The sequence below is a fragment of the Kingella pumchi genome (genome assembly GCF_022288825.1).
GTDB classification, from domain to species: Bacteria; Pseudomonadota; Gammaproteobacteria; order Burkholderiales; family Neisseriaceae; genus Kingella_D; species Kingella_D pumchi.
The window spans coordinates 157,894-176,422 of record NZ_JAKOOW010000006.1 but is presented as its reverse complement, the minus strand read 5'-3'; the positions used below and the strand labels follow the sequence as shown (position 1 = coordinate 176,422).

Sequence of the window (18,529 nt, the reverse complement as noted above, 5' to 3'; positions counted from 1 at the left end):
AGGCTTCGGCTGCCAAAACCTGTTGGTTTGCATGCTTTACGCCCGGCTTGGCCGCTGCGCCAGCCTGCGCACACTCGAGCAATCCTTTACCGGCTACGAATTAAGCAGCAACTGGCAGATCGCCCCCGCCCACCTGCTCACCGGCGGTCTCGAATACCGCCGCGAAATCCGCGAAGCCACCGTGCTGGCGCCGGGCAACGAGTTCAACACCCGCAAAGCAGCCACCGCCGCCGTTTACCTGCAGGACGATTTCACCCTCGGCGACAGTTGGGCGTTTACCGTCGGCGGCCGCTACGACCGCTACAAAAAAGACGCCTACACCGACGCCAACAACCAAGCGCGCGATGCTAAGAGCCACAACAAAGCCACCTTCCGCGTCGGCGCGGTGAAAAAATTCGGCGACGCCTTCAGCCTGCGCGCCAACATCGCCCAGGGTTACCGCGTGCCCGACGTGCGCGAACTGTTCGTCCACAAGCAAACCCCTGCCGGCATGCAGCTGGGTGCCGACACCATCGACGGCCGATTCGGCAAAACCGCCTACGAGCTCAAGCCCGAATCGTCGGTCAGCTACGAACTGGGCGCGTCGGGCAAGGCCGGCCGGCTGTCCTACGGCGTCAACCTGTTCCACAACCGGATGAAAGACCGCATCACCCAAGTCAGCCGCCCCTCCGCCAACCCCGCCACCGCCGGTTTGAGCTACTACACCTTTGAAAACGTCAGCAAGGCGCGCAGCCACGGCATCGAAGCGAACCTGAACTACCGCATCACGCCGCAGCTTAGCGCCAGCTTCGACTGGACGGAGCTGCGCACCCGCAACCAAGCCACCGGCCGCGAACTCGATTTCAGCCCGCGCCGCCTGATTGCCGCCGGCCTCAACTGGCAGGCCGAACGCCTGAGCGCGGGCGTGCAGCTCAAACACGTCGGCCGCCAGCAGTATCAGGAAGGGCAGGCGTTTTACCGCACCAAGTCCTACACCCTGACCAACCTCAACGCCGCCTACCTTCTGGGCGCGCAAAAACAAATCCGCCTCTACGGCGGCATCGACAATGTGTTCAACCGCAAAGTCGACAAAAAACTCGGCAGCGACGTCGGCACCTATTTCTACGGCGGTGTGAAATACGCTTTTTAAACGCCGCTCCGCCCGCCGCGTGTTTTTCAGGCTGCCTTGTCCCTGCAGGCAGCCTGAAAACATTGGCACGCTTGTAAAGGCCGCTTTACCAATCCTTGCACTTATGGGCAGAAATCGGCATTATCGCGCCGGCTGCGCGGCAGCTTGCGCCGCCCGAACCCAACGAAGGAAGAAATTTGATGGAAAAACAGCATATTCGTATTTTCAGGCTGGCGCTGCTGCCGCTGGCTTTAACTTTGGCGCTGCCGGCGTTTGCCGATAACAGCGAATTGGAAACGGTAAACGTGCAGGGTAAGAGCAGCGCCCGTGCGCCGGTAACCAGCAAAACCATTGCCCGCTCCACCGCCGTCAGCCTGCGCGATACGCTGCGCGACGAAACCGGCGTCCAGTTCGGCGGCGGGCAAGGCAGCACTTCGCAATGGGTCAGCATCCGCGGCGTAGCCGAAGACCAAATCGATATCGTAGTGGACAACGCCAATGCCGGCGACACACCGGTATTCCACCACCAAAGCCGTATGGCGCTTGATCCGGCGCTGGTAAAAATCATCGGTGTGGACAAAGGCACCGGCTCGGCCAGCGCCGGAATCGGTGCCACTTCCGGCCGCATCCGCGCCACCACGCTCGATGCCGCCGACCTGCTCAAGCCCGGCCGGAACGTCGGCGCGCGCATCAATGGCGGCGTTTATTCGAATACCGGTTTTACCGCCGGCATCACCGGCTATGCGCGCTTTGACGCGCTCGATCTGCTTGCCGGCGTCAATTTCACCCGCCAGGGCGACTATAAAGACGGTAAGGGCAACAAAATCAAAGGCACCGAAGCAGACAGCAAAGGCTATCTGGCGAAAATCGGCTACCACTTCGACGAAGCCAACAGGGTAGTGCTCAGCCACCGCCGCGAAGAAGTGGACGGCGACCGCGCCCTGCGCAATGAGTTTGCCAACCAGCCGCCGATGCGTACCGACTTCACGCAGGACACCACCAATCTCGAATACTTCGGCCGCCTGCCCTTTGCCCGCGAAATCGAAGCCAATATTTTCCGCAGCCGTATCACCGACGACAAACAGCCGCTGAACCCCAACGCCCCCGTACCGCCCGGCGTGCCGCCGATTATGAGCGGCAAAGTGCCGATGTACGGCGCCATCCGCACCACCGGCGCCAACTTCGGCCTGACCAGCGACATCGGCAGCCTGCTCACGCTCAAATACGGTATCAATTGGCGCAGCATCGCTGCGCACAACGCCGCCAGCAGCAGCCAGAAAAAAATCGACAGCGGCGTTTATCTCGAAGGCATCTGGCAGTTCAGCCCCGTTACCCTGACCACCGGCCTTCGCTACGACCGCTTCCGCTACACGCCGGAAAAAGGCGCCGCCCGCTCCGTCGGCCGCTTCAATCCCAGCATCGGCGCGGTATGGGATATCAGCCCCGACTTCTCACTCAACGCGTCCTACAACACCGCCAGCCGCAGTCCGCGCCTGCAGGAAGCTATGCTGGCCTTGGGTAACACCCGCCTGGCCGACGATATCAAAGCCGTCCACGCCCGCACCGCCGAAGCCGGATTCAAATTCCGCCATGCCGGATTTGCCGTTTCAGGCAGCCTGTATCGGCAGACCGTCAAAGACTACATCGCCCCCGTCAATTACGTGCTGACCAACAGCGGCAAATTCACCAACACCGGCTACGAAATCACCGCCGCCTACCGCTGGCAGGGGCTGCACGCCCGCGCCGGCATGTCCTACAGCACCCCGCGCCTGAACGGCAAAATCGCCGACAACGCCGCGCTGGCTTTTCCGATGGGACGCCAGTACCACGCCGGCCTGAGCTACAAATTCGCCCGCCCGCAGCTTGAAATCGGCTGGCGCGGCCGTTTCGCCCAAGCACGCGGCTGGTGCTGCACCACCAACCGCACCCGCCAAACCCTGTCGCCACACCGCGCGGGCTACGGCGTCCACGACCTGTACGCCAGCTGGCAGCCCTTGGCCGATGACAGCCTGAATGTCAATTTTTCGATAAACAACGTCGGCAACAAACAGTATTACAGCCACAGCGAACGCGATGCAGCCATCTCCGGCGGCAATGCCCTGCCTGAAAGCGGCCGCGATGTCCGGTTGGCGGTAAACTACCGTTTCTAACCGGCTTAAGGCAGCCTGAAAGCATCAAAACGGCTTTCAGGCTGCCTTTTAAAGCATGATTGAAAACACTTACACGCATGGGGAAACCACCATGAAATATCGCGACCTGCGCGAATTTATCCAAATGCTTGAAGCGCAAGGCAGCCTGAAAAGGATCGCCCATCCCGTGTCGCCGCATTTGGAGATGACCGAAATCGCCGACCGCGTGCTGCGTGCCGAAGGGCCTGCATTATTGTTTGAACACGCCGTGCGCCCCGACGGTAGCCGCTACGATTTTCCCGTGCTGGCCAACCTGTTTGGCACGCCCGAGCGCGTGGCGATGGGCATGGGCGCGGACAGCGTGTCCAAGCTGCGCGAAATCGGGCAGACGCTGGCGTATTTGAAAGAACCCGAGCCGCCCAAAGGCATCAAGGACGCATTTTCCAAGCTGCCGCTCTTGAAAGACATTTGGAGCATGGCGCCCAAAGTCGTCAAAAACGCGCCCTGCCAAGAAATCGTGTGGGAAGGCGACGAAGTGGATTTGACCCGCCTGCCGATTCAGCATTGCTGGCCGGAAGATGTCGCGCCGCTGGTAACGTGGGGCTTGACGGTAACGCGCGGGCCGCACAAAAAACGCCAAAATCTCGGCATCTACCGCCAGCAGTTGCTCGGCAAAAACAAACTTATCATGCGCTGGCTCGCCCATCGCGGCGGCGCGCTGGATTATCAGGCATTCCGCAAGGAAAACCCCGACACGCCCTATCCCGTGGCGGTGGTGCTCGGCTGCGACCCTGCTACTATTTTAGGCGCGGTTACGCCCGTGCCCGACACTTTGAGCGAATACCAGTTTGCCGGCTTGCTGCGCGGCTCGCGCACCGAATTGGTGAAATGCATCGGCAGCGATTTGCAAGTACCCGCCCGCGCCGAAATCGTGCTCGAAGGCGTAATCCACCCCAATGAAACCGCGCTGGAAGGCCCCTACGGCGACCACACGGGCTATTACAACGAGCAAGACCACTTCCCCGTGTTTACGGTGGAGCGCATCACCATGCGCGAAAACCCGATTTACCACAGCACCTACACTGGCAAACCGCCCGACGAACCCGCCGTGTTGGGCGTGGCGTTGAACGAAGTGTTCGTGCCGCTGTTGCAAAAACAGTTCCCCGAAATCACCGATTTCTACCTGCCGCCCGAGGGCTGCTCCTACCGCATGGCGGTGGTGAGCATGAAAAAACAATACGCCGGCCACGCCAAGCGCGTGATGATGGGCTGCTGGTCGTTTCTGCGCCAATTTATGTACACCAAATTCATCATTGTGGTAGATGATGATGTGAACGTGCGCGACTGGAAAGAAGTCATCTGGGCGATCACCACGCGCATGGATCCCGTGCGCGATACCGTGCTGGTGGAAAACACGCCGATTGATTACTTGGATTTCGCCAGCCCCGTGAGCGGACTCGGCGGCAAAATGGGCTTGGACGCCACCAACAAATGGCCGGGCGAAACCCAACGCGAATGGGGGCGCGTGATTGAGCGCGATGCCGGTGTAGTGGCGAAAGTAGATTCGATGTGGGGGGAGTTGGGCTTGTGATGATAGGCAGCCTGAAAGTCGGATTTGCGCTTTCAGGCTGCCTTAATCGTCAAATGAGCATATTGAGTTGAGACCCAACAACTGCGCAATGTAAAAAAATATCGGGTTTGCCGCCCGAGCCACCTGCTGAAAACCCAAAGGCTGCCTGAAAAAAAGGAAACTCCCATGCCCAGCAAAACCATCGTCCCCATCGCTCTGCTATTCGCCGCCGCGCTCTCCCAAGCCGAGCCGCTTTATTTCTACCCGCAAAAAGACAAAATCGGCGTGAAAACCGCATCAGGGCGCATAGTGATTGCGCCGGTAAAAGTCATCGCCCACCACTACACCGAAGACAAACGCCCCATCCGCGGACACACCATAGAAATCTGTTTTTCCGAACATTTCAACGAAAACCGCGACGATGCCATCGCTGCCGATGTGGGCGATGTATTCAGCCGCACGGGGCAATATTTATATTCGCCCATCGAGTATGACAACGGCTGCGACTACTGGCAGGAAGGCATGCGCCGCTATGTGGAAAAAGGGCGCGTCGGCTTTGTGCGCCGCGACGGCAGCCGCGCCACCCCCGCGCAGTGGGATTTCGCCACCCCGTTTGAACACGGCTATGCCACCGTCTATCGCGGCGGCTGGAAAAAAGAATGGACGGACGACGAACATTGGACGCTCGCCCCCGCCGCGCCCGATGCCGTGAGCGAAGTCATCAACCAAAAAGGCGAAGTTACCGCAGGCAGCAGCCTGAAAACAGCGGCGGACGACATCAAACGAGACGGGCTGTATTACCCCAACCCCTACCGCTACACCCCGCACGAGCAGCGCATCGCCGACTATTTCAACCGCCTGACCGTGCTGCAACGGCTCGCGCTCTGCAACAAGATTTCGCCCGCCGATGCGGACGAGCTGAACGTGCGTTACCACATCGTCGAACGCCCCAACGCCGCCCAGCCGTATTACCGCTTGCAGAGTTTTTATACCAATGGCGAGCACGCAGGCGAGCGCGCAGCGGATACCGAGTTTCTGGTGAGCGCGGACGGCAAGCGGCGGTTTGTCGCGCCCAATTCGGTGTTTGCCGATGAATACGACGCACCCATCCCGCTTGCCCGCTGGATACGCGAACAGCTGCTGCAAGCGCGGGATTATCTGCGCAAAAATCCCAAAGCCCCGAACCGCTTTGATGTGAACAAAGAATTGCGCCGATGGTGATAGGGCGTATTAACAATCAACATTTTGGCGGCTTTTTCGCCATAAAACGGCATCTGCCGCGTTAAAAATACTCGCCTATGGGCGGCATAGGCTCGCATTTTTGCCTTACATCTGCCATTTTCTGACGAAAAATCCGCTGCAAAAGTTAAATGTCAACACGCCCTAGGCAGCCTGAAAGCGGAAAATTCTGTTTTCAGGCTGCAATTGGGCATATTTATTATCCCGTCGATGCCGATTCGCCGCAGTACATGGTGCCCGTATCCGCACAAACTGCCCGACTCACGGGGAAAATCACATTAAAATCCGATAGAAAAAAACAGTCTGGCATATCAGGGTGTGCTTGGCAAAAATATGCACGAATTTTGCTTGTAAATATTTATCCATTTAAATTCTGAGATGTTTCAGCAGGCAGCTATTGCGCAACTTGTTTTGCGCAAGATTTTTTGTAATAATTTACAAAATTTTAAGAAAGTAAACAGACGTCATATTTACACTATGCTATGCCGTCATTCGTATTACCCATCCGCAAAATAAATCCGCCCGCAATGCGTTAAGCTTGCTTGCGTAATTTTTGGATGGGCATCGATTTGTTTGCTTGCCATTTTGCCGGTCTGAAAACACGTTTCTATCGAACGAAAGGAAATCCATGAGTGAGAATGCCGCGCCCAAAACCGATTACACCGGTTTAAAACGGTACCAGGGGATGATTATCTCCATTGGTATCTTCGTTGTATTGCTGGCGGGGTTGTTGATTTATGCCAGCAACATTTCCAGCGAGATTGAAGAAGACTCCATCCAAAGTTACGTTGCCGCCGAAATGGGTAACTCGTATGGCGAATTGCTGGAAAACGTCCAGCTACTCATGCTCAATACCCACCAAGACCCGCGAAGCCCCGTGGTGCAAGGTGCGTTAAAACGCGCCAAAGAATCGCAAGACGTTTTTTCGCGTTCGCTGCAGGCTATCGCTGCAGGCGGCGATTATCTTTCCATTGACGGTAGGCAATACTTGGTGGACGCCTTCGATAAAGGCGAGAAAAAAGCCATGATGGCGGAGATGGTGAAAAAATGGAAAGATTCCAAACTCATCGTAGATGCATATCTCAAAAAAGCCGAAGACCCCACTGCCGATGCTGCTCTGGTTGATGCTGCGTTATTGAGTCTGCAAAACAACAACGCCCGCTTTACCGAAATCACCAATTTCTTGCTGGCAGACAAGCGTGCCAAATTGGAACAACTTTCCGCCCAATTAAAAAACGTAGAGGTTTTTGGTATCGTGGGTGCGGTGTTGTACCTTGCCCTGTTCTTGAGCTACTTCATCCGCAAACTGCTCACCGCTGACAAATTGGCAGATGAAGCGAAAAAAGAAACCACCGAGATTATGGATACGGTAACTACCGGTCTGTTCCTGGTGGACAAAAACCTGACCATCGGTTCGCAATACTCCAAGCAGCTCGAAACGCTTATCGGCCAGAAAGGCGTAGGCGGCAAAAACTTGCTCGATGTGTTGGCCAGCTTCATCAATACTTCCGACTTGAACACCGCCAACGACTTCATCGGCCAGCTCTATAATGCGCGTACCAAAGAGCGTTTGATCGCCTCGCTCAACCCCCTGATCCGCCAAAAAGTGAATATCGACGAGAAAGAGCGCTTTTTGGACTTCAATTTCCGCCGCGTTTATCACGGTAAGGACATTACCCGCGTGCTGGTAAACGTGGAAGATGTAACCGATGCCGTGCTTTTGGAACAGAAAATGGAGCAGGAGCGCGAGCAAAACGACGTGCAGCTGGAAATGCTCAGCACCATTTTGCAGGCCGACCGCGATTCTCTGAACGACTTTATCAGCAATACCAACCGCCACATCCAAAGCATCAATACCGTGCTTAAATCACAAGGCGAAGACAATGCCTCGCTGCATGGTAAGGTGGACGCCATTTACCGCGAAGTGCACAGCATGAAAGGCGAATCGTCCGCGCTGAAATTAAGCGGCTTTACCAATATGGCGGAAAACTTCGAGGCCAACCTGAACCGTCTGAAGCAGACACCCAGGTTGTCAGGTGAAAACTTCCTCGGCTTGGCGGTGCAGCTGGAAGAATTGATCCGCTTGAACCACACCATTGAAGATTTGCTGGCGAAAATCGGCAGCAATGCGCCCATCGTCTTAAATGGCAACGAAGCAGCTGCGGCTCCGCGCAGCAACAACAGCCGCTACGCTATGTTTGTTGCCGACATCGCCAAGCGTAACCACAAAGAAGCCGCCTTTACCTACAGCGGCTTGGAAAGCACCGGCAGCGATACGGTGGACGGCGTGATCGGCGAAATCGCCATCCAACTGCTGCGCAATGCGGTGGTGCACGGTATTGAAACGCCGGACGTTCGCAACAAGCGCGGCAAACTGCCCGTCGGCCACGTCCACATGAGCCTGCAGGAGCAAGGCGACAAATTCCTGCTGACTGTTGAAGACGACGGCAACGGCATCGATTACGACGCCATCGCGCAAAAAGCGGTGAATCTAGGCAAATACACTTTGGACGAAGTCGCCAAATTGGACAAGCGGAAGCTGGTTTCCCTGCTGTTCAGCCCCGGTTTCTCCACTACCGACAAGAGCACCGAAGATGCCGGCAGGGGCGTGGGCTTGGACATTATCAAAGACCGCGTGGTTTCACTAAAAGGAACGGTAAACGTCACCAGCCGCCCACAGGGTTATACCCGCTTCAGCTTTACCCTGCCAAAAAATTGAGAGAAGGATTTAAACCATGGCAAAACGCATTATGATTGTTGATGACTCCAACGTTATCCGCAATCGCATTTCACGCGGCTCAAGCACAATGGATTTTGAAGTGGTGGCATCGGCATCCAACGGCGAAGAGGCCGTCGCACTGTACCGCCAGCACCGCCCCGATGTGGTTACGATGGACTTGACCATGCCGAAAATGGACGGTTTGGAATGCATCTACCAGATTACCAGCATGGATGAAGACGCCAATATTCTGGTGATATCCGCCTTGTCGGACAAGGCGACCGGCATCAAAGCCCTGCAGCTTGGCGCGCGCGGTTTTCTTTACAAACCGTTTTCCGACGAAGATTTGTTCCATGCGCTAGAAGAAATGCTGGAAGAGTAATTTCAGGCTGCCTGCACGCAGTGCTTGTGCAGGCAGCCTGAAACATCCCGATTCGAAAAGTAAGGTTAGAAAATGAAAGAAGAAAAGTTACAGGTATTTATCGATGGCGTGCAAAAATACTTCGCCCAAATGATTATCGGCGAAGAATTGGTGGTCGGCACCCCTTATCTGATTGAAAACAAAGTCCCGTCCGCCAAAGACTTTACCGGCGTGATTGCCATTTCCGGCAAAAACCAAGGCGTGGTCTATTTCACCGCACCGCGCGAGCTGCTCGAGCGTTTACTGGTATTGCTCGGTGAAAAAGACACCAGCGAAGCCCTGATGGTCGATTTGGTGGGCGAAGTGGCCAATACCATTGCCGGCAACGCCCGCAGCGAATTTGGCGAAGAATTTGAAATTTCGGTGCCCATCGTATTACGTGGTGCGCCCGACGAAATTCTGCTGCCGCGTAAAGACCGCTCCTTCGTTATCCCGATTAGTTGGCGCAACCGCAGCGCCGCCATCGTCATCAGCCTGCGCAAATAGTTTCAGGCTGCCCTAACCGTTTTTTCAATTACACAGTAGAGAGAGAACTATAATGATTTCATTACGGCGTTTTATGTCCCTGGTGGTAATGTTTTCTTTGGCAGCCTGCGGCGGCTCCGGCAACGGCGACAGCGAAACGAAAAGCGCATCGGCTGCGGGAAACCTTGTGGAGGATACCCGCCCCGTGCAAAACGTATTTTTCGAGTCCCGCGGCTTTGCGCCCTTTGTGATGGCGGATGCCGACAACCGCCCATCCGGCTTCGGTATCGATATTGTTACCGCCATCGGTGACAAACAAGGCTTTCAAGTAAACTTCGTTCCCCACCCGTTTGTGGGTATGCTGGAAGATTTAGGTAATGGTGCAGACATCGCGGTTTCCGCAATTTCAATTACCGACGAGCGTAAAACTATCGTTGATTTTACCAACTCACACTTTGAAACATCACTGGGTCTGATTGTGCCTGAAAACAGCCCGATTACTTCATTGAACGACGTAAAAGGCAGAAAGATTGCTACAGTAGTCGGCACAGTGGGGGAGTCTACCTTGGCTAAACTGCAGGCCGGCAACGGTACTGTGGTTCAAAGCCCGTCTGTGTGGGAGGCAGTCCGCCAAGTGATGCTTAAAGAAGCTGATGGTGCATTCGCCGACTTGGGTCCTTTGTACTATTACTCCAATAACTACAAAGAACAAAAGCTGCGTGTAGTAAGCGACAACACCTTGCCTAAAGAACATTATGCTTTGGCAGTGAAAAAAGGTAATACCGAACTGCTCAACAAGCTCAACCGCGGTTTGGAGCAAATCAAGGCCGACGGCACCTACGATAAGATCTATCAGAAATGGTTCTCGACCGAAGCCCAAAGCGCTTCGGCACCGACACCGACATCGAACAGATAACCGGCCGCCAAAGTTTTCAGGCTGCTTCAAGAAATTGAAGCAGCCTGAAATTTATCCGTCCGGCCAAACGCTGCGGTGGCAGAGTGCCCGCTGCCCCGCTGCCCCGCTGCCGTATGGGGTTGATAACGAACGTGCCGTTTTTCAGGCTGCCTGTAAAGGCAAAGCAGCCTGAAAACCATCTGCAGTTTTATTTACCCGCTTCCTGCCGCGCTCCGTCGCGCAAATCGGTCAGTTCCGTTCCTGCCCAATAGTCGTAGAGAAACTGGCGGCGGCGGTTTAACAGGGCAAAGCCCCACGGCAGTATCCACCAGCACAACGCGGCGGCGGCGGCAGGTTTGGGCGGGATGCCGGCGCGGCGCAGGGCGGCGTAGGCGGCCAGCGGCAGCGCCACCAGCAGCGCGGCGGCGGCGGCGAAGCGGCGGCGATAATGGCCCGGCGTCGGCCGGCCGCCGGCGGTGTCGGCCAGGCCGATGCGCCACACCCGCATCGGCAGGGTCTGGCCTTCGCGCAGCCAGTTGAGCTTGAAGTAGTACCACCAGCCGGCCAGCAGCAGCAGGCCGGTCAGCGGTACGGTTAAGGCGGTGGCGGCGGGAAGAAGGCGCACGATCAGGGTGTTGGCGATGCCCGCAGCCAGCCCGGCTGCCGCGCTGACGGCGCCGACCATCAGGGCTTCGTAAATCAGCGCGGCGGCGCGGCGCGGCAGGGGGGCGGGACGGTTCATGGTGGGCTCTGTCGGAATGATTCGGATGGGAAAACCGGATTTTCAGGCAGCCTGAAACTTGGGCTGTGCTTTAGGCGGAGGCTTCGTCTTTGACGCGGGTGGCCATCAGGGTATGCAGCCGGCGTTTGTCGGCGCGAGCGACGGTAAACAGCAGGCTGCCGATTTGGGCTTTTTCGCCGCGGCCGGGCAGGTGGCCGAGTTCTTCGATCAGCAGACCGCCGATGGTGTCGGCTTCTTCGCTGCTCAAATCGGTGCCGAAAAAGGCGTTGATGTCGGCAATTTCGGTGGCGGCTTTGATGCGCCAGCGTTCGGCGGAAACGGGAAAAATATTGTCGGCGCTTTCGTCTTCGTCGAACTCGTCTTCGATTTTGCCGACGATTTGTTCGATCAGGTCTTCAAAGGTCAAAAGACCGCTGATGCCGCCGTATTCGTCCACCACGATCACCATGTGGTTGCGCTGCTGCTGCAGCTCGGTGAGCAGGGCGTGCAGGCTTTTGCTCTCAGGTACGAACACGGCGGGGCGCAGGATGTTTTCCAGCCGGAAATGTTCGGGATTCAAAGTGTATTTGAGCAGGTCTTTGGCATGCAGGATGCCGAGCACGTGGTCTTTGTCATCGGCGATGACCGGAAAGCGCGAATGGGCGGTTTCAACGGCATAACCGATGATGCGCTCGATGCTGTCGGTGGTTTTGATGACGTCCATGCGCGCGCGGCTGACCATTGCGTCGCGCACGCTCATGCTGCTGAAGCGCAGCACGTTTTCCAGCTGCTGCAGGGTGTCGGCGCCGATGGTTTGCTCGCGGCGCGCCTGCTGCAGCATCTGCAGAATGTCTTCGGCGCGGGCTTCGCGGCGGTGGCGGCCGAAACGGCGGCGCAGGCGCTCAAGCAGGCTTTCCGGTTTGCCGGCGGTATCCATCAGTCGCGCTCCTGTGCGTAAGGGTCGGGATAGCCCATTTGGGCGAGCAGACGGGTTTCCAGCGCTTCCATGTCTTCGGCTTCGGCGTCGTCGATGTGGTCGTAACCCATCAGATGCAGGGTGCCGTGCACCGCCAGATGGGCGCAGTGCTGGGTCAGGGTTTTGCCCTGCTCGGCGGCTTCGCGGGCGACGACTTGCGGGCAGATCAGCAAATCGCCGCGCAAAACGCCGTCGTCTTCCGGCGGCAGGATTTCGCCTTCGTTCAGAGCAAAACTGAGCACGTTGGTGGCGTAGTCTTTGCCGCGGTAGTCGCGATTGTAGGCACGGGCTTCGGCTTCGTCCAGCAGCAGCAGGCCGATTTCGGCGCGGGAGCCGTCGTGCTTGAGTGCCTGCCAGATCCAGCGGCGCCACTGCTGCGCGGCGGGCAGGCCGGGAAAGCCCGAGCGGTCTTCGCTATGCAGCCGGAAACGTTGCTGCCAGATGCGGTAAAAGGGATATTGTTTGGCTTTTTTCATGGTTGGATTGGGGTACGGGGAACCGGGTTTCGCACCGTGGAAAAAACGGCTTTCAGGCTGCCTGCGGATGTTTTCAGGCAGCCTGAAAAGATTAAAAAGCGGCTTCGCCGAGCAGCTGTTCGCGGGTCAGCAGAAAGACGAAGCCGTCGCCGCCGCTGGTGTCGAGCCAGACAAAGGGCAGCTCGGGAAAGGCGGCTTCGAGCACTTCGCGGTTGTGGCCGATTTCCACCAGCAGCACGCCGCGCGGTTTGAGCAGGGCGGCGGCCTGGTCGAGAATGCGTCGCACCGCGTCCAGCCCGTCTTCGCCGCTGCCCAGCGCGATTTCCGGCTCGCACAGGTATTCTTCGGGCAAATCGGCCACCGATTCGGCATCGACATAGGGCGGATTGGAGACAATCAGATCGTAAGCACCGTCCAGCCCCTCAAACAAATCGGTGTGAATCAGCTTGATGCGCTCTTCCAGTCCGTAGCGCTCGACATTGATTGCCGCCACTTCCAGCGCGTCCAGGCTGATATCGGCGGCGTCGATTTCGGCGGCGGGGTAGTGGTGCGCCATCTGCACCGCCAGACAGCCGCTGCCGGTGCACAAATCGAGCGCGCGGTGAACCAGCTCTTCATGCTCCAACCACGGCAGCAGCGGCTCGCCCAAGAGTTCGCTGATAAACGAGCGCGGCACCAGCACCCGCTCGTCCACATAAAAATCAAACTCGCCCTGCCATGCTTCGTTGGTGATGTAGGCGGCGGGGATGCGCTCGAGCACGCGGCGCGCCAGCACCGCCAGCACCGCCTCGCGCTCCTGCGGCAAAAGTTCGGCATCCAGATAAGGCTCGAGCGTATCGGGCGGCAGGTGCAGCGTGTGCAAAATCAGATAGGCGGCCTCGTCGTAGGCATTGTCGCTGCCGTGGCCGAAAAACAGCCCGGCCTGATAAAAACGGCTGACGGCAAAGCGCAGCAGGTCGCGCACGGTTTTCAGGCTGCCTGCGGCGGCAAACAATTCCTGCATCTGGGCGGTGGGGTCGGTGGTCATGGCCGGCGGCTCCGTGGAAAAACGGGCGATTATAGGGAATGTTCGCCGCATCCGCCACACGGCAGCGGCAGCCTGAAAGCCCTGTCTGCCCGCTTTCAGGCTGCCGGTATGACGGCGTCGGCCGGATTGTATATAATGCCGCGCATTCGGCCGCGTGCCGGACGGTTCATTCAACCCCATCAACCCGATGAAAAGGATATACGGATTATGAAACACAACCGCACTCTGCTTGCCGGCGCACTGGCCGCCGTTTTCGCCCTTGCCGCCTGCCAGCAGCAGGTTCAGAATAACGCTGCTTCCGGCGCTGCAGCTCCGGCTCCTGCCGCTTCTGGCGCTTCTGGCGCTGCACCTGCCGCCTCTGGTGCCGCCGCCCCCGCCGGCTTGGATACCGAAGCCAAACAGGTCAGCTATCTGATCGGCTACGAGCTGGGCAAATCGCCGGTGGTGGCCGAGCTCAAAAGCAACGGCGTCGAAATCGACACCAAAGTCCTGGCCGAAGCCATCGCCGAGAGCCTGGATGGCAAACCTTCTAAAATCAGCGAACAGCAGGCGCAGCAGCTTTCCGAATCCCTGAGCAAGAAAGCCGCCGAAGTAGCCGAGAAAAAAGCCGGTGAAGCCAAAGCCGCCGGCGAGAAATTCCTGGAAGAAAACAAAGGTAAGGAAGGCGTGAAGACCACCGCTTCCGGCCTGCAGTACAAAGTCAACAAAGAAGGCAGCGGCGCCCAGGCCGCCAAAGGCGACGTGGTATCCGTGGAATACGAAGGCCGCCTGACCAACGGCGAAGTGTTCGACACCAACAAAGGCCAAGATGCCTTTGCCGTACCGCTGGTGGACAACACCGTAATCCAAGGCTGGATCGAAGGCCTGCAGCTGATGAAAGAAGGCGGAGAATACACCCTCTACATCCCCGCCAACCTGGCCTACGGCGAGCGCGCGCCCAGCCCGAAAATCCCCGCCAATTCCGTGCTGGTGTTTGACATCAAAGTCAACAAAGTGGAAAAAGGCGCGGCGAAAAAACTGCTGCAAGGCATGCAGCAACAGCAACAGCAATAAGCCACCCAAACCGGCAAGCAAAAACGCCCGCGAGTTTCGCGGGCGTTTTTGCGTTTTCAGGTTGCCAAGCGGAAGCAAACAAAGCAGCCTGAAAGCAGAAAACCGCTTTTCAGGCTGCTTTTGCTGTTTTTCCGATTTTTAGCGGCAGAGCGCATTGCGCAGCACGGTTAGCTTTTCGCGGACGTTGTCTTCGGCAACCTGCTGACCGTATTGGGATACGAGTTCGCGTATCTGCTGCTGCAGGCGTGTGTCGCTGCCGGTGAAGGCGGCGCGGTAGGTGCTTATGGCGGCGGAGCGCGGGGCGGAAAGTTCGGCTTCGATGTGGCTGGTGTAGTAGTCGGTGAAGCTGTTTTCTGGGTAATAGCTGGTGCTTAGGCTGAGATGTACGCTGCCGTTGCGGAAGTCTTGGCAGATGCCGTTGGGTGCGGTGTAGCGGCCATGGCTGAGCCGCTGCATGCCGAATTCATAGAAATCAAAACTGCGGGCACGGGCAAGTTCGGCGGCATCTTCGGGGCGGTGCGGGTTGTAGGAGAGCTTGCCGATATTGAAGATGGCGGCCAGGCCGGCGCCTTCGGCGTTTACCAGCACGGAGAGATCGCCAAGGCGATCGAAAGCGGCATCGGGTGCGTTTTTGACATCAGCATAGCCTTGGAATTCGGTCAGAGTGCGCTCGGCCAGCGGTTTGTTGGATTCGGTGGTGCTGCGCTCGGCAAAGGCGACATAGCGGGTTTGGCCGTCCAAATCCTGATAGGGGCGCCACAGTTCTTTGGCGGCGGCGCCGTGGGCGGCGAGAACAAATGCTGCGGCCAGTACGGCGGCTTTGGGGAATGCGGACATGGTTTCTCCTTGGTTTCAGGCTGCTTTCAGGCTGCCTGATCGGTACAAAAAAGCAGCCTGAAAACGTCTTTCAGGCTGCCTGCGGGGCTTACCAGCCTTTGTGCCGGATCAGGCTGTCGATTTGCTGCTGGGCTTCGGAGCGCAGGCCTTGGTTCAGAAGGGCGCTGAGGCTGTCGTCTTCGGGGGTGTAGTCCACCAGTTTGGGGGCTTTGACTACGTCGCGGGCAATGCTGTAAACGTTGCCGTAGCCGTCGATCAGGCCGGCTTTTTGCGCTTCGATGCCGGTGTAGATGCGGCCGCTGAAGAGATCGGGGTTTTCGGCTTCTTTGAGGCGTTTGCTGCGGCCTTCGCGCACGGCTTTGATGAATTCGTTGTGGATCTGGTCGAGCATCTGCTGCCAGATGGCCTGCTGCTGCGGGGTTTCGGGCACGAAGGGGTCGCCCATGTCTTTGTTGCTGCCGGCGATGTGGACGCGGCGTTTGATGCCGAGTTTGTCGATCAGGCCGGTCAGATCGAAGCTGCTGCCGATCACGCCGATGCTGCCGACCAGGCTGGACGGATCGGCATAGATTTTGTCGGCGGCGGCGGCGATGTAGTAGCAGCCTGAAGCGCAAACGTCTTCGGCAACGACGTAAACGGGAATATTCGGATGCTCGGCTTTCAGGCGGCGGATTTCGGCATAGGCGATATTGGAAACGACGGGCGAGCCGCCGGGGCTGTTGGCGCGGATGATGATGGCTTTGGCTTTATTGTTGGCATAGGCCGCTTCCATGCCTTTGCGCAGCATTTCCACCTGGTCTTTGTGCGGATTGCCGCCGATTTGGCCTTCAAGGCGGACAACGGCGGTATGCTCGCTGCGGGCGGCGGCAAAGGCGGAGTCTTCGCGGTTTTGGCCTTTGCCGAATACCAGCGCCAGCACCAATAGGAAAACGCCGAGCTTGATAAAGCGCCAGATGTTGCGCCACAGGCGCTCGCGGCGCTGTTCGTGGTAGGCGGCGAGCAGTACGCGGTTGAGGGTGTTTTGTTCCCAGCTGCCGCTTGCTGCTTCTTCGGGGTTCATCGGCTGGCCGTCGGGGCGGTTGATGCGGTAGTTCATTGTCGTTTCTCGCTGCTTGGAAAAGGCGCATTGTATAGCGAAAACGCGCGCGCCGGTTTTCAGGCTGCTGGCAAAAGCGGCGCGCATCGGGCGCAAGGTAGCCTGAAAAGGGCGGCGGGGCGGGGCGGCGGACGGCATAGCCCGCCGGCGGCTTTCGCTATACAATGCGCCGTTTTTCCCACAACGGAGCGCGCCATGAGGTTTTTATCGGTGCCGGCCGCCTATCTGGTGCTGGCCGATTTGCTTTTCGGACTGGTCGGCAACGTGAAATCGGCACTGCTGCCGTCCGCCGCGCCGCTGCCCAAAGACGGGCTGCCGGTGTCGCCCGAATTTGCTTTCGGCTGGCTGCAGGTGCTGGCCAACGGCGGTATGGCGCTGGTAGTGGGTTTGGCTTTGCTGTCGGTGCTGGCGCAGTCGCGCTCGGCAGCGCGCGGGCGGATGCTGGTGGTAAACGGCTGGCGGCAGACGGCATTGCTGATTGTGGCGGTGTTTGCCGCGCCGGCGCTGTGGCAGTGGCTGTGGGCGTTTGCCGACTTTGCGCAGGGGCGGCTGACAGTATCTTTTGCCGACCCGCGCTATCTGGCAGTCGCTATCTGCCAGCCGTGGCTGCTGCTGCTGGCTTATTCCGCCTGGCGTAGCCAGCGCCGCCTGCGCCAGGCGGCCGTCGAAATGCCGCCGGTGGCGGTGCCGCCTGCCGAGCCGCTGGAATAGGGCGTTTGCGGCGCAGAATATTTTTCAGGCTGCCTGAAAGCAATCAGGCAGCCTGAAAACCGAAAAGGAAGCACAATGAACATTACCGTACTGGCCGTCGGCAGCAAAATGCCGCGCTGGGTGGACGAAGCGGTGGCCGAATATGCCAAGCGCTTTGGTCGCGACATCCGCTACACGCTCAAAGAAATCAAACCGCAAAAGCGCGGTGGCGGCATCGGCGCCGAGCAGGGCATGGCGGCGGAAGAAAAGCGCATACTCGAAGCGCTGCCGGAAAACGCGCTGTTGGTGGCGCTCGACGAGCGCGGCGAAGCGCCGACTTCATTGCAGCTGGCGCAGCATCTGAAAAACTGGCAGCAAAACGGCGAACACGTCTGCTTTGTCATCGGCGGTGCCGACGGCATGAGCGACGCGCTCAAATCCCGCGCCCGCCTGCTGCTGCGCCTGTCCAGCCTGACCCTGCCGCACGGCATGGTGCGCGTGCTGCTGACCGAGCAGCTCTACCGCGCGGTGTCGATACTCAACAACCATCCCTACCACCGCGAATAGGCAGCCTGAAAAGCAGTCTGAAAAGTTTTCAGGCTGCTTTTGCCCTTGTTTGAACAACAAAAAACCCGCCGTATCGGGCGGGTTTTTGCAAACGGGGCAAACAATTAAGCCAGCGCTTTCACTTTGGCAGCCAAACGGCTTTTGTGGCGGGCGGCTTTGTTTTTGTGGAATACGCCTTTGTCGGCAATGCGGTCGATTACTTTAACAGACTGGCGGTAAACTTCTTCGGCAGCGGCTTTGTCGCCGGCTGCAACGGCTTTCAACACTTTTTTTACCGCGCTGCGGAAGGCGGTGCGCAGGCTGGCGTTGTGGGCACGGTGTTTCACGGACTGACGGGCGCGCTTGCGGGCTTGTGCGCTATTGGCCATAAGTTCTTACTCCTAAATACAGGGTTTAATGGTTTAATAAAAACGCGGCATTCTAAACATCCGCCTGCACATTGGCAAGCAGTTTGTCGTTTTTCCCGCGCGCTCGGCCGCTTGCGCGGGCAAAAGCGGCGTCAGGCGCAACACAAAAGCGCCCGCAGGCAGCCTGAAAACG

General features: G+C 58.0%; 18 protein-coding genes. 11 read left to right on the top strand and 7 right to left on the bottom strand.

What is annotated here, in order from left to right; translation table 11 throughout:
- The 8 genes from MB824_RS02270 to MB824_RS02235 all read left to right on the top strand — a co-directional run.
- A partial coding sequence (locus MB824_RS02270) for a TonB-dependent receptor plug domain-containing protein (RefSeq protein ID WP_238745578.1) occupies positions 1 to 1,129 on the top strand: 1,129 nt, incomplete at its 5' end.
- A 179-nt stretch (positions 1,130 to 1,308) separates the two neighbouring features.
- Complete coding sequence (locus MB824_RS02265; protein WP_238745576.1) at positions 1,309 to 3,258, top strand: TonB-dependent receptor domain-containing protein; 1,950 nt, start codon at positions 1,309 to 1,311, stop codon at positions 3,256 to 3,258.
- A gap of 91 nt (positions 3,259 to 3,349) precedes the next feature.
- Positions 3,350 to 4,828, top strand: coding sequence for a 4-hydroxy-3-polyprenylbenzoate decarboxylase (gene ubiD / locus MB824_RS02260; protein WP_238745592.1), 1,479 nt, complete (start codon positions 3,350 to 3,352; stop codon positions 4,826 to 4,828).
- 165 nt (positions 4,829 to 4,993) lie between these two features.
- Positions 4,994 to 6,028, top strand: a complete 1,035-nt coding sequence (locus MB824_RS02255; protein ID WP_238745574.1) for a hypothetical protein — start codon at positions 4,994 to 4,996, stop codon at positions 6,026 to 6,028.
- 646 nt (positions 6,029 to 6,674) lie between these two features.
- Entirely contained in the window at positions 6,675 to 8,765 is a 2,091-nt protein-coding gene (locus MB824_RS02250) for an ATP-binding protein (protein ID WP_238745572.1), read from the top strand.
- 16 nt (positions 8,766 to 8,781) lie between these two features.
- The gene (locus tag MB824_RS02245; RefSeq protein ID WP_238745570.1) at positions 8,782 to 9,147 is read left to right on the top strand and encodes a response regulator; all 366 of its coding nucleotides are present in this window, start codon (positions 8,782 to 8,784) and stop codon (positions 9,145 to 9,147) included.
- Positions 9,148 to 9,219: 72 nt separating this feature from the next.
- Positions 9,220 to 9,672 (top strand): chemotaxis protein CheX, encoded by a 453-nt coding sequence (locus tag MB824_RS02240; RefSeq protein ID WP_238745568.1) that lies wholly within the window; start codon positions 9,220 to 9,222, stop codon positions 9,670 to 9,672.
- A gap of 73 nt (positions 9,673 to 9,745) precedes the next feature.
- Complete coding sequence (locus MB824_RS02235; protein ID WP_238745566.1) at positions 9,746 to 10,567, top strand: substrate-binding periplasmic protein; 822 nt, start codon at positions 9,746 to 9,748, stop codon at positions 10,565 to 10,567.
- Positions 10,568 to 10,754: 187 nt separating this feature from the next.
- On the opposite strand, the gene MB824_RS02230 is transcribed toward MB824_RS02235, so the two are convergent.
- The 4 genes from MB824_RS02230 to prmB form a co-directional block, all read right to left on the bottom strand.
- Entirely contained in the window at positions 10,755 to 11,288 is a 534-nt protein-coding gene (locus tag MB824_RS02230; protein ID WP_238745564.1) for an RDD family protein, read from the bottom strand.
- A gap of 70 nt (positions 11,289 to 11,358) precedes the next feature.
- Complete coding sequence (locus tag MB824_RS02225) at positions 11,359 to 12,204, bottom strand: HlyC/CorC family transporter (protein ID WP_238745562.1); 846 nt, start codon at positions 12,202 to 12,204, stop codon at positions 11,359 to 11,361.
- Positions 12,204 to 12,719: an rRNA maturation RNase YbeY gene (gene ybeY / locus MB824_RS02220; protein ID WP_238745560.1), complete on the bottom strand. Its 516-nt coding sequence runs from the start codon at positions 12,717 to 12,719 to the stop codon at positions 12,204 to 12,206. Before ybeY ends, MB824_RS02225 begins: the two co-directional genes overlap by 1 nt.
- Before the next feature lie 91 nt (positions 12,720 to 12,810).
- Positions 12,811 to 13,746, bottom strand: a complete 936-nt coding sequence (prmB, locus tag MB824_RS02215; RefSeq protein WP_238745558.1) for a 50S ribosomal protein L3 N(5)-glutamine methyltransferase — start codon at positions 13,744 to 13,746, stop codon at positions 12,811 to 12,813.
- A 207-nt stretch (positions 13,747 to 13,953) separates the two neighbouring features.
- On the opposite strand from prmB, the gene MB824_RS02210 reads away from it, so the two are divergent.
- Complete coding sequence (locus MB824_RS02210) at positions 13,954 to 14,799, top strand: FKBP-type peptidyl-prolyl cis-trans isomerase (RefSeq protein ID WP_238745556.1); 846 nt, start codon at positions 13,954 to 13,956, stop codon at positions 14,797 to 14,799.
- 138 nt (positions 14,800 to 14,937) lie between these two features.
- On the opposite strand, the gene MB824_RS02205 is transcribed toward MB824_RS02210, so the two are convergent.
- Both MB824_RS02205 and MB824_RS02200 read right to left on the bottom strand, forming a co-directional pair.
- Positions 14,938 to 15,636 (bottom strand): hypothetical protein, encoded by a 699-nt coding sequence (locus tag MB824_RS02205; RefSeq protein ID WP_238745554.1) that lies wholly within the window; start codon positions 15,634 to 15,636, stop codon positions 14,938 to 14,940.
- Between the two features lie 88 nt (positions 15,637 to 15,724).
- The gene (locus MB824_RS02200; RefSeq protein WP_238745552.1) at positions 15,725 to 16,732 is read right to left on the bottom strand and encodes a S49 family peptidase; all 1,008 of its coding nucleotides are present in this window, start codon (positions 16,730 to 16,732) and stop codon (positions 15,725 to 15,727) included.
- 195 nt (positions 16,733 to 16,927) lie between these two features.
- Between MB824_RS02200 and MB824_RS02195 the strand changes: the two genes are divergently transcribed.
- Together MB824_RS02195 and rlmH are read left to right on the top strand one after the other, a co-directional pair.
- Entirely contained in the window at positions 16,928 to 17,443 is a 516-nt protein-coding gene (locus MB824_RS02195) for a hypothetical protein (protein WP_238745550.1), read from the top strand.
- 75 nt (positions 17,444 to 17,518) lie between these two features.
- A complete protein-coding gene (gene rlmH / locus MB824_RS02190) occupies positions 17,519 to 17,989 on the top strand; it encodes a 23S rRNA (pseudouridine(1915)-N(3))-methyltransferase RlmH (protein ID WP_238745547.1) in 471 nt (156 codons plus the stop codon).
- A gap of 104 nt (positions 17,990 to 18,093) precedes the next feature.
- Here rlmH and rpsT read toward each other — a convergent pair whose 3' ends face one another.
- Positions 18,094 to 18,357: a 30S ribosomal protein S20 gene (gene rpsT, locus MB824_RS02185; protein ID WP_238745544.1), complete on the bottom strand. Its 264-nt coding sequence runs from the start codon at positions 18,355 to 18,357 to the stop codon at positions 18,094 to 18,096.
- Positions 18,358 to 18,529 lie beyond the last annotated feature (172 nt).

Bases quoted from the DNA above. Each gene is read 5' to 3' on its own strand.
- MB824_RS02265 (WP_238745576.1), top strand. From the start codon at position 1,309: ATGGAAAAACAGCATATTCGTATTTTCAGGCTGGCGCTGCTGCCGCTG.
- MB824_RS02235 (WP_238745566.1), top strand. From the start codon at position 9,746: ATGTCCCTGGTGGTAATGTTTTCTTTGGCAGCCTGCGGCGGCTCCGGC.
- ubiD (WP_238745592.1), top strand. From the start codon at position 3,350: ATGAAATATCGCGACCTGCGCGAATTTATCCAAATGCTTGAAGCGCAA.
- MB824_RS02195 (WP_238745550.1), top strand. From the start codon at position 16,928: ATGAGGTTTTTATCGGTGCCGGCCGCCTATCTGGTGCTGGCCGATTTG.
- rpsT (WP_238745544.1), bottom strand. From the start codon at position 18,357: ATGGCCAATAGCGCACAAGCCCGCAAGCGCGCCCGTCAGTCCGTGAAA.
- MB824_RS02255 (WP_238745574.1), top strand. From the start codon at position 4,994: ATGCCCAGCAAAACCATCGTCCCCATCGCTCTGCTATTCGCCGCCGCG.
- MB824_RS02200 (WP_238745552.1), bottom strand. From the start codon at position 16,732: ATGAACTACCGCATCAACCGCCCCGACGGCCAGCCGATGAACCCCGAA.
- prmB (WP_238745558.1), bottom strand. From the start codon at position 13,746: ATGACCACCGACCCCACCGCCCAGATGCAGGAATTGTTTGCCGCCGCA.
- MB824_RS02210 (WP_238745556.1), top strand. From the start codon at position 13,954: ATGAAACACAACCGCACTCTGCTTGCCGGCGCACTGGCCGCCGTTTTC.
- MB824_RS02230 (WP_238745564.1), bottom strand. From the start codon at position 11,288: ATGAACCGTCCCGCCCCCCTGCCGCGCCGCGCCGCCGCGCTGATTTAC.
- MB824_RS02240 (WP_238745568.1), top strand. From the start codon at position 9,220: ATGAAAGAAGAAAAGTTACAGGTATTTATCGATGGCGTGCAAAAATAC.
- MB824_RS02245 (WP_238745570.1), top strand. From the start codon at position 8,782: ATGGCAAAACGCATTATGATTGTTGATGACTCCAACGTTATCCGCAAT.
- rlmH (WP_238745547.1), top strand. From the start codon at position 17,519: ATGAACATTACCGTACTGGCCGTCGGCAGCAAAATGCCGCGCTGGGTG.
- MB824_RS02250 (WP_238745572.1), top strand. From the start codon at position 6,675: ATGAGTGAGAATGCCGCGCCCAAAACCGATTACACCGGTTTAAAACGG.
- MB824_RS02225 (WP_238745562.1), bottom strand. From the start codon at position 12,204: ATGGATACCGCCGGCAAACCGGAAAGCCTGCTTGAGCGCCTGCGCCGC.
- MB824_RS02205 (WP_238745554.1), bottom strand. From the start codon at position 15,636: ATGTCCGCATTCCCCAAAGCCGCCGTACTGGCCGCAGCATTTGTTCTC.
- ybeY (WP_238745560.1), bottom strand. From the start codon at position 12,719: ATGAAAAAAGCCAAACAATATCCCTTTTACCGCATCTGGCAGCAACGT.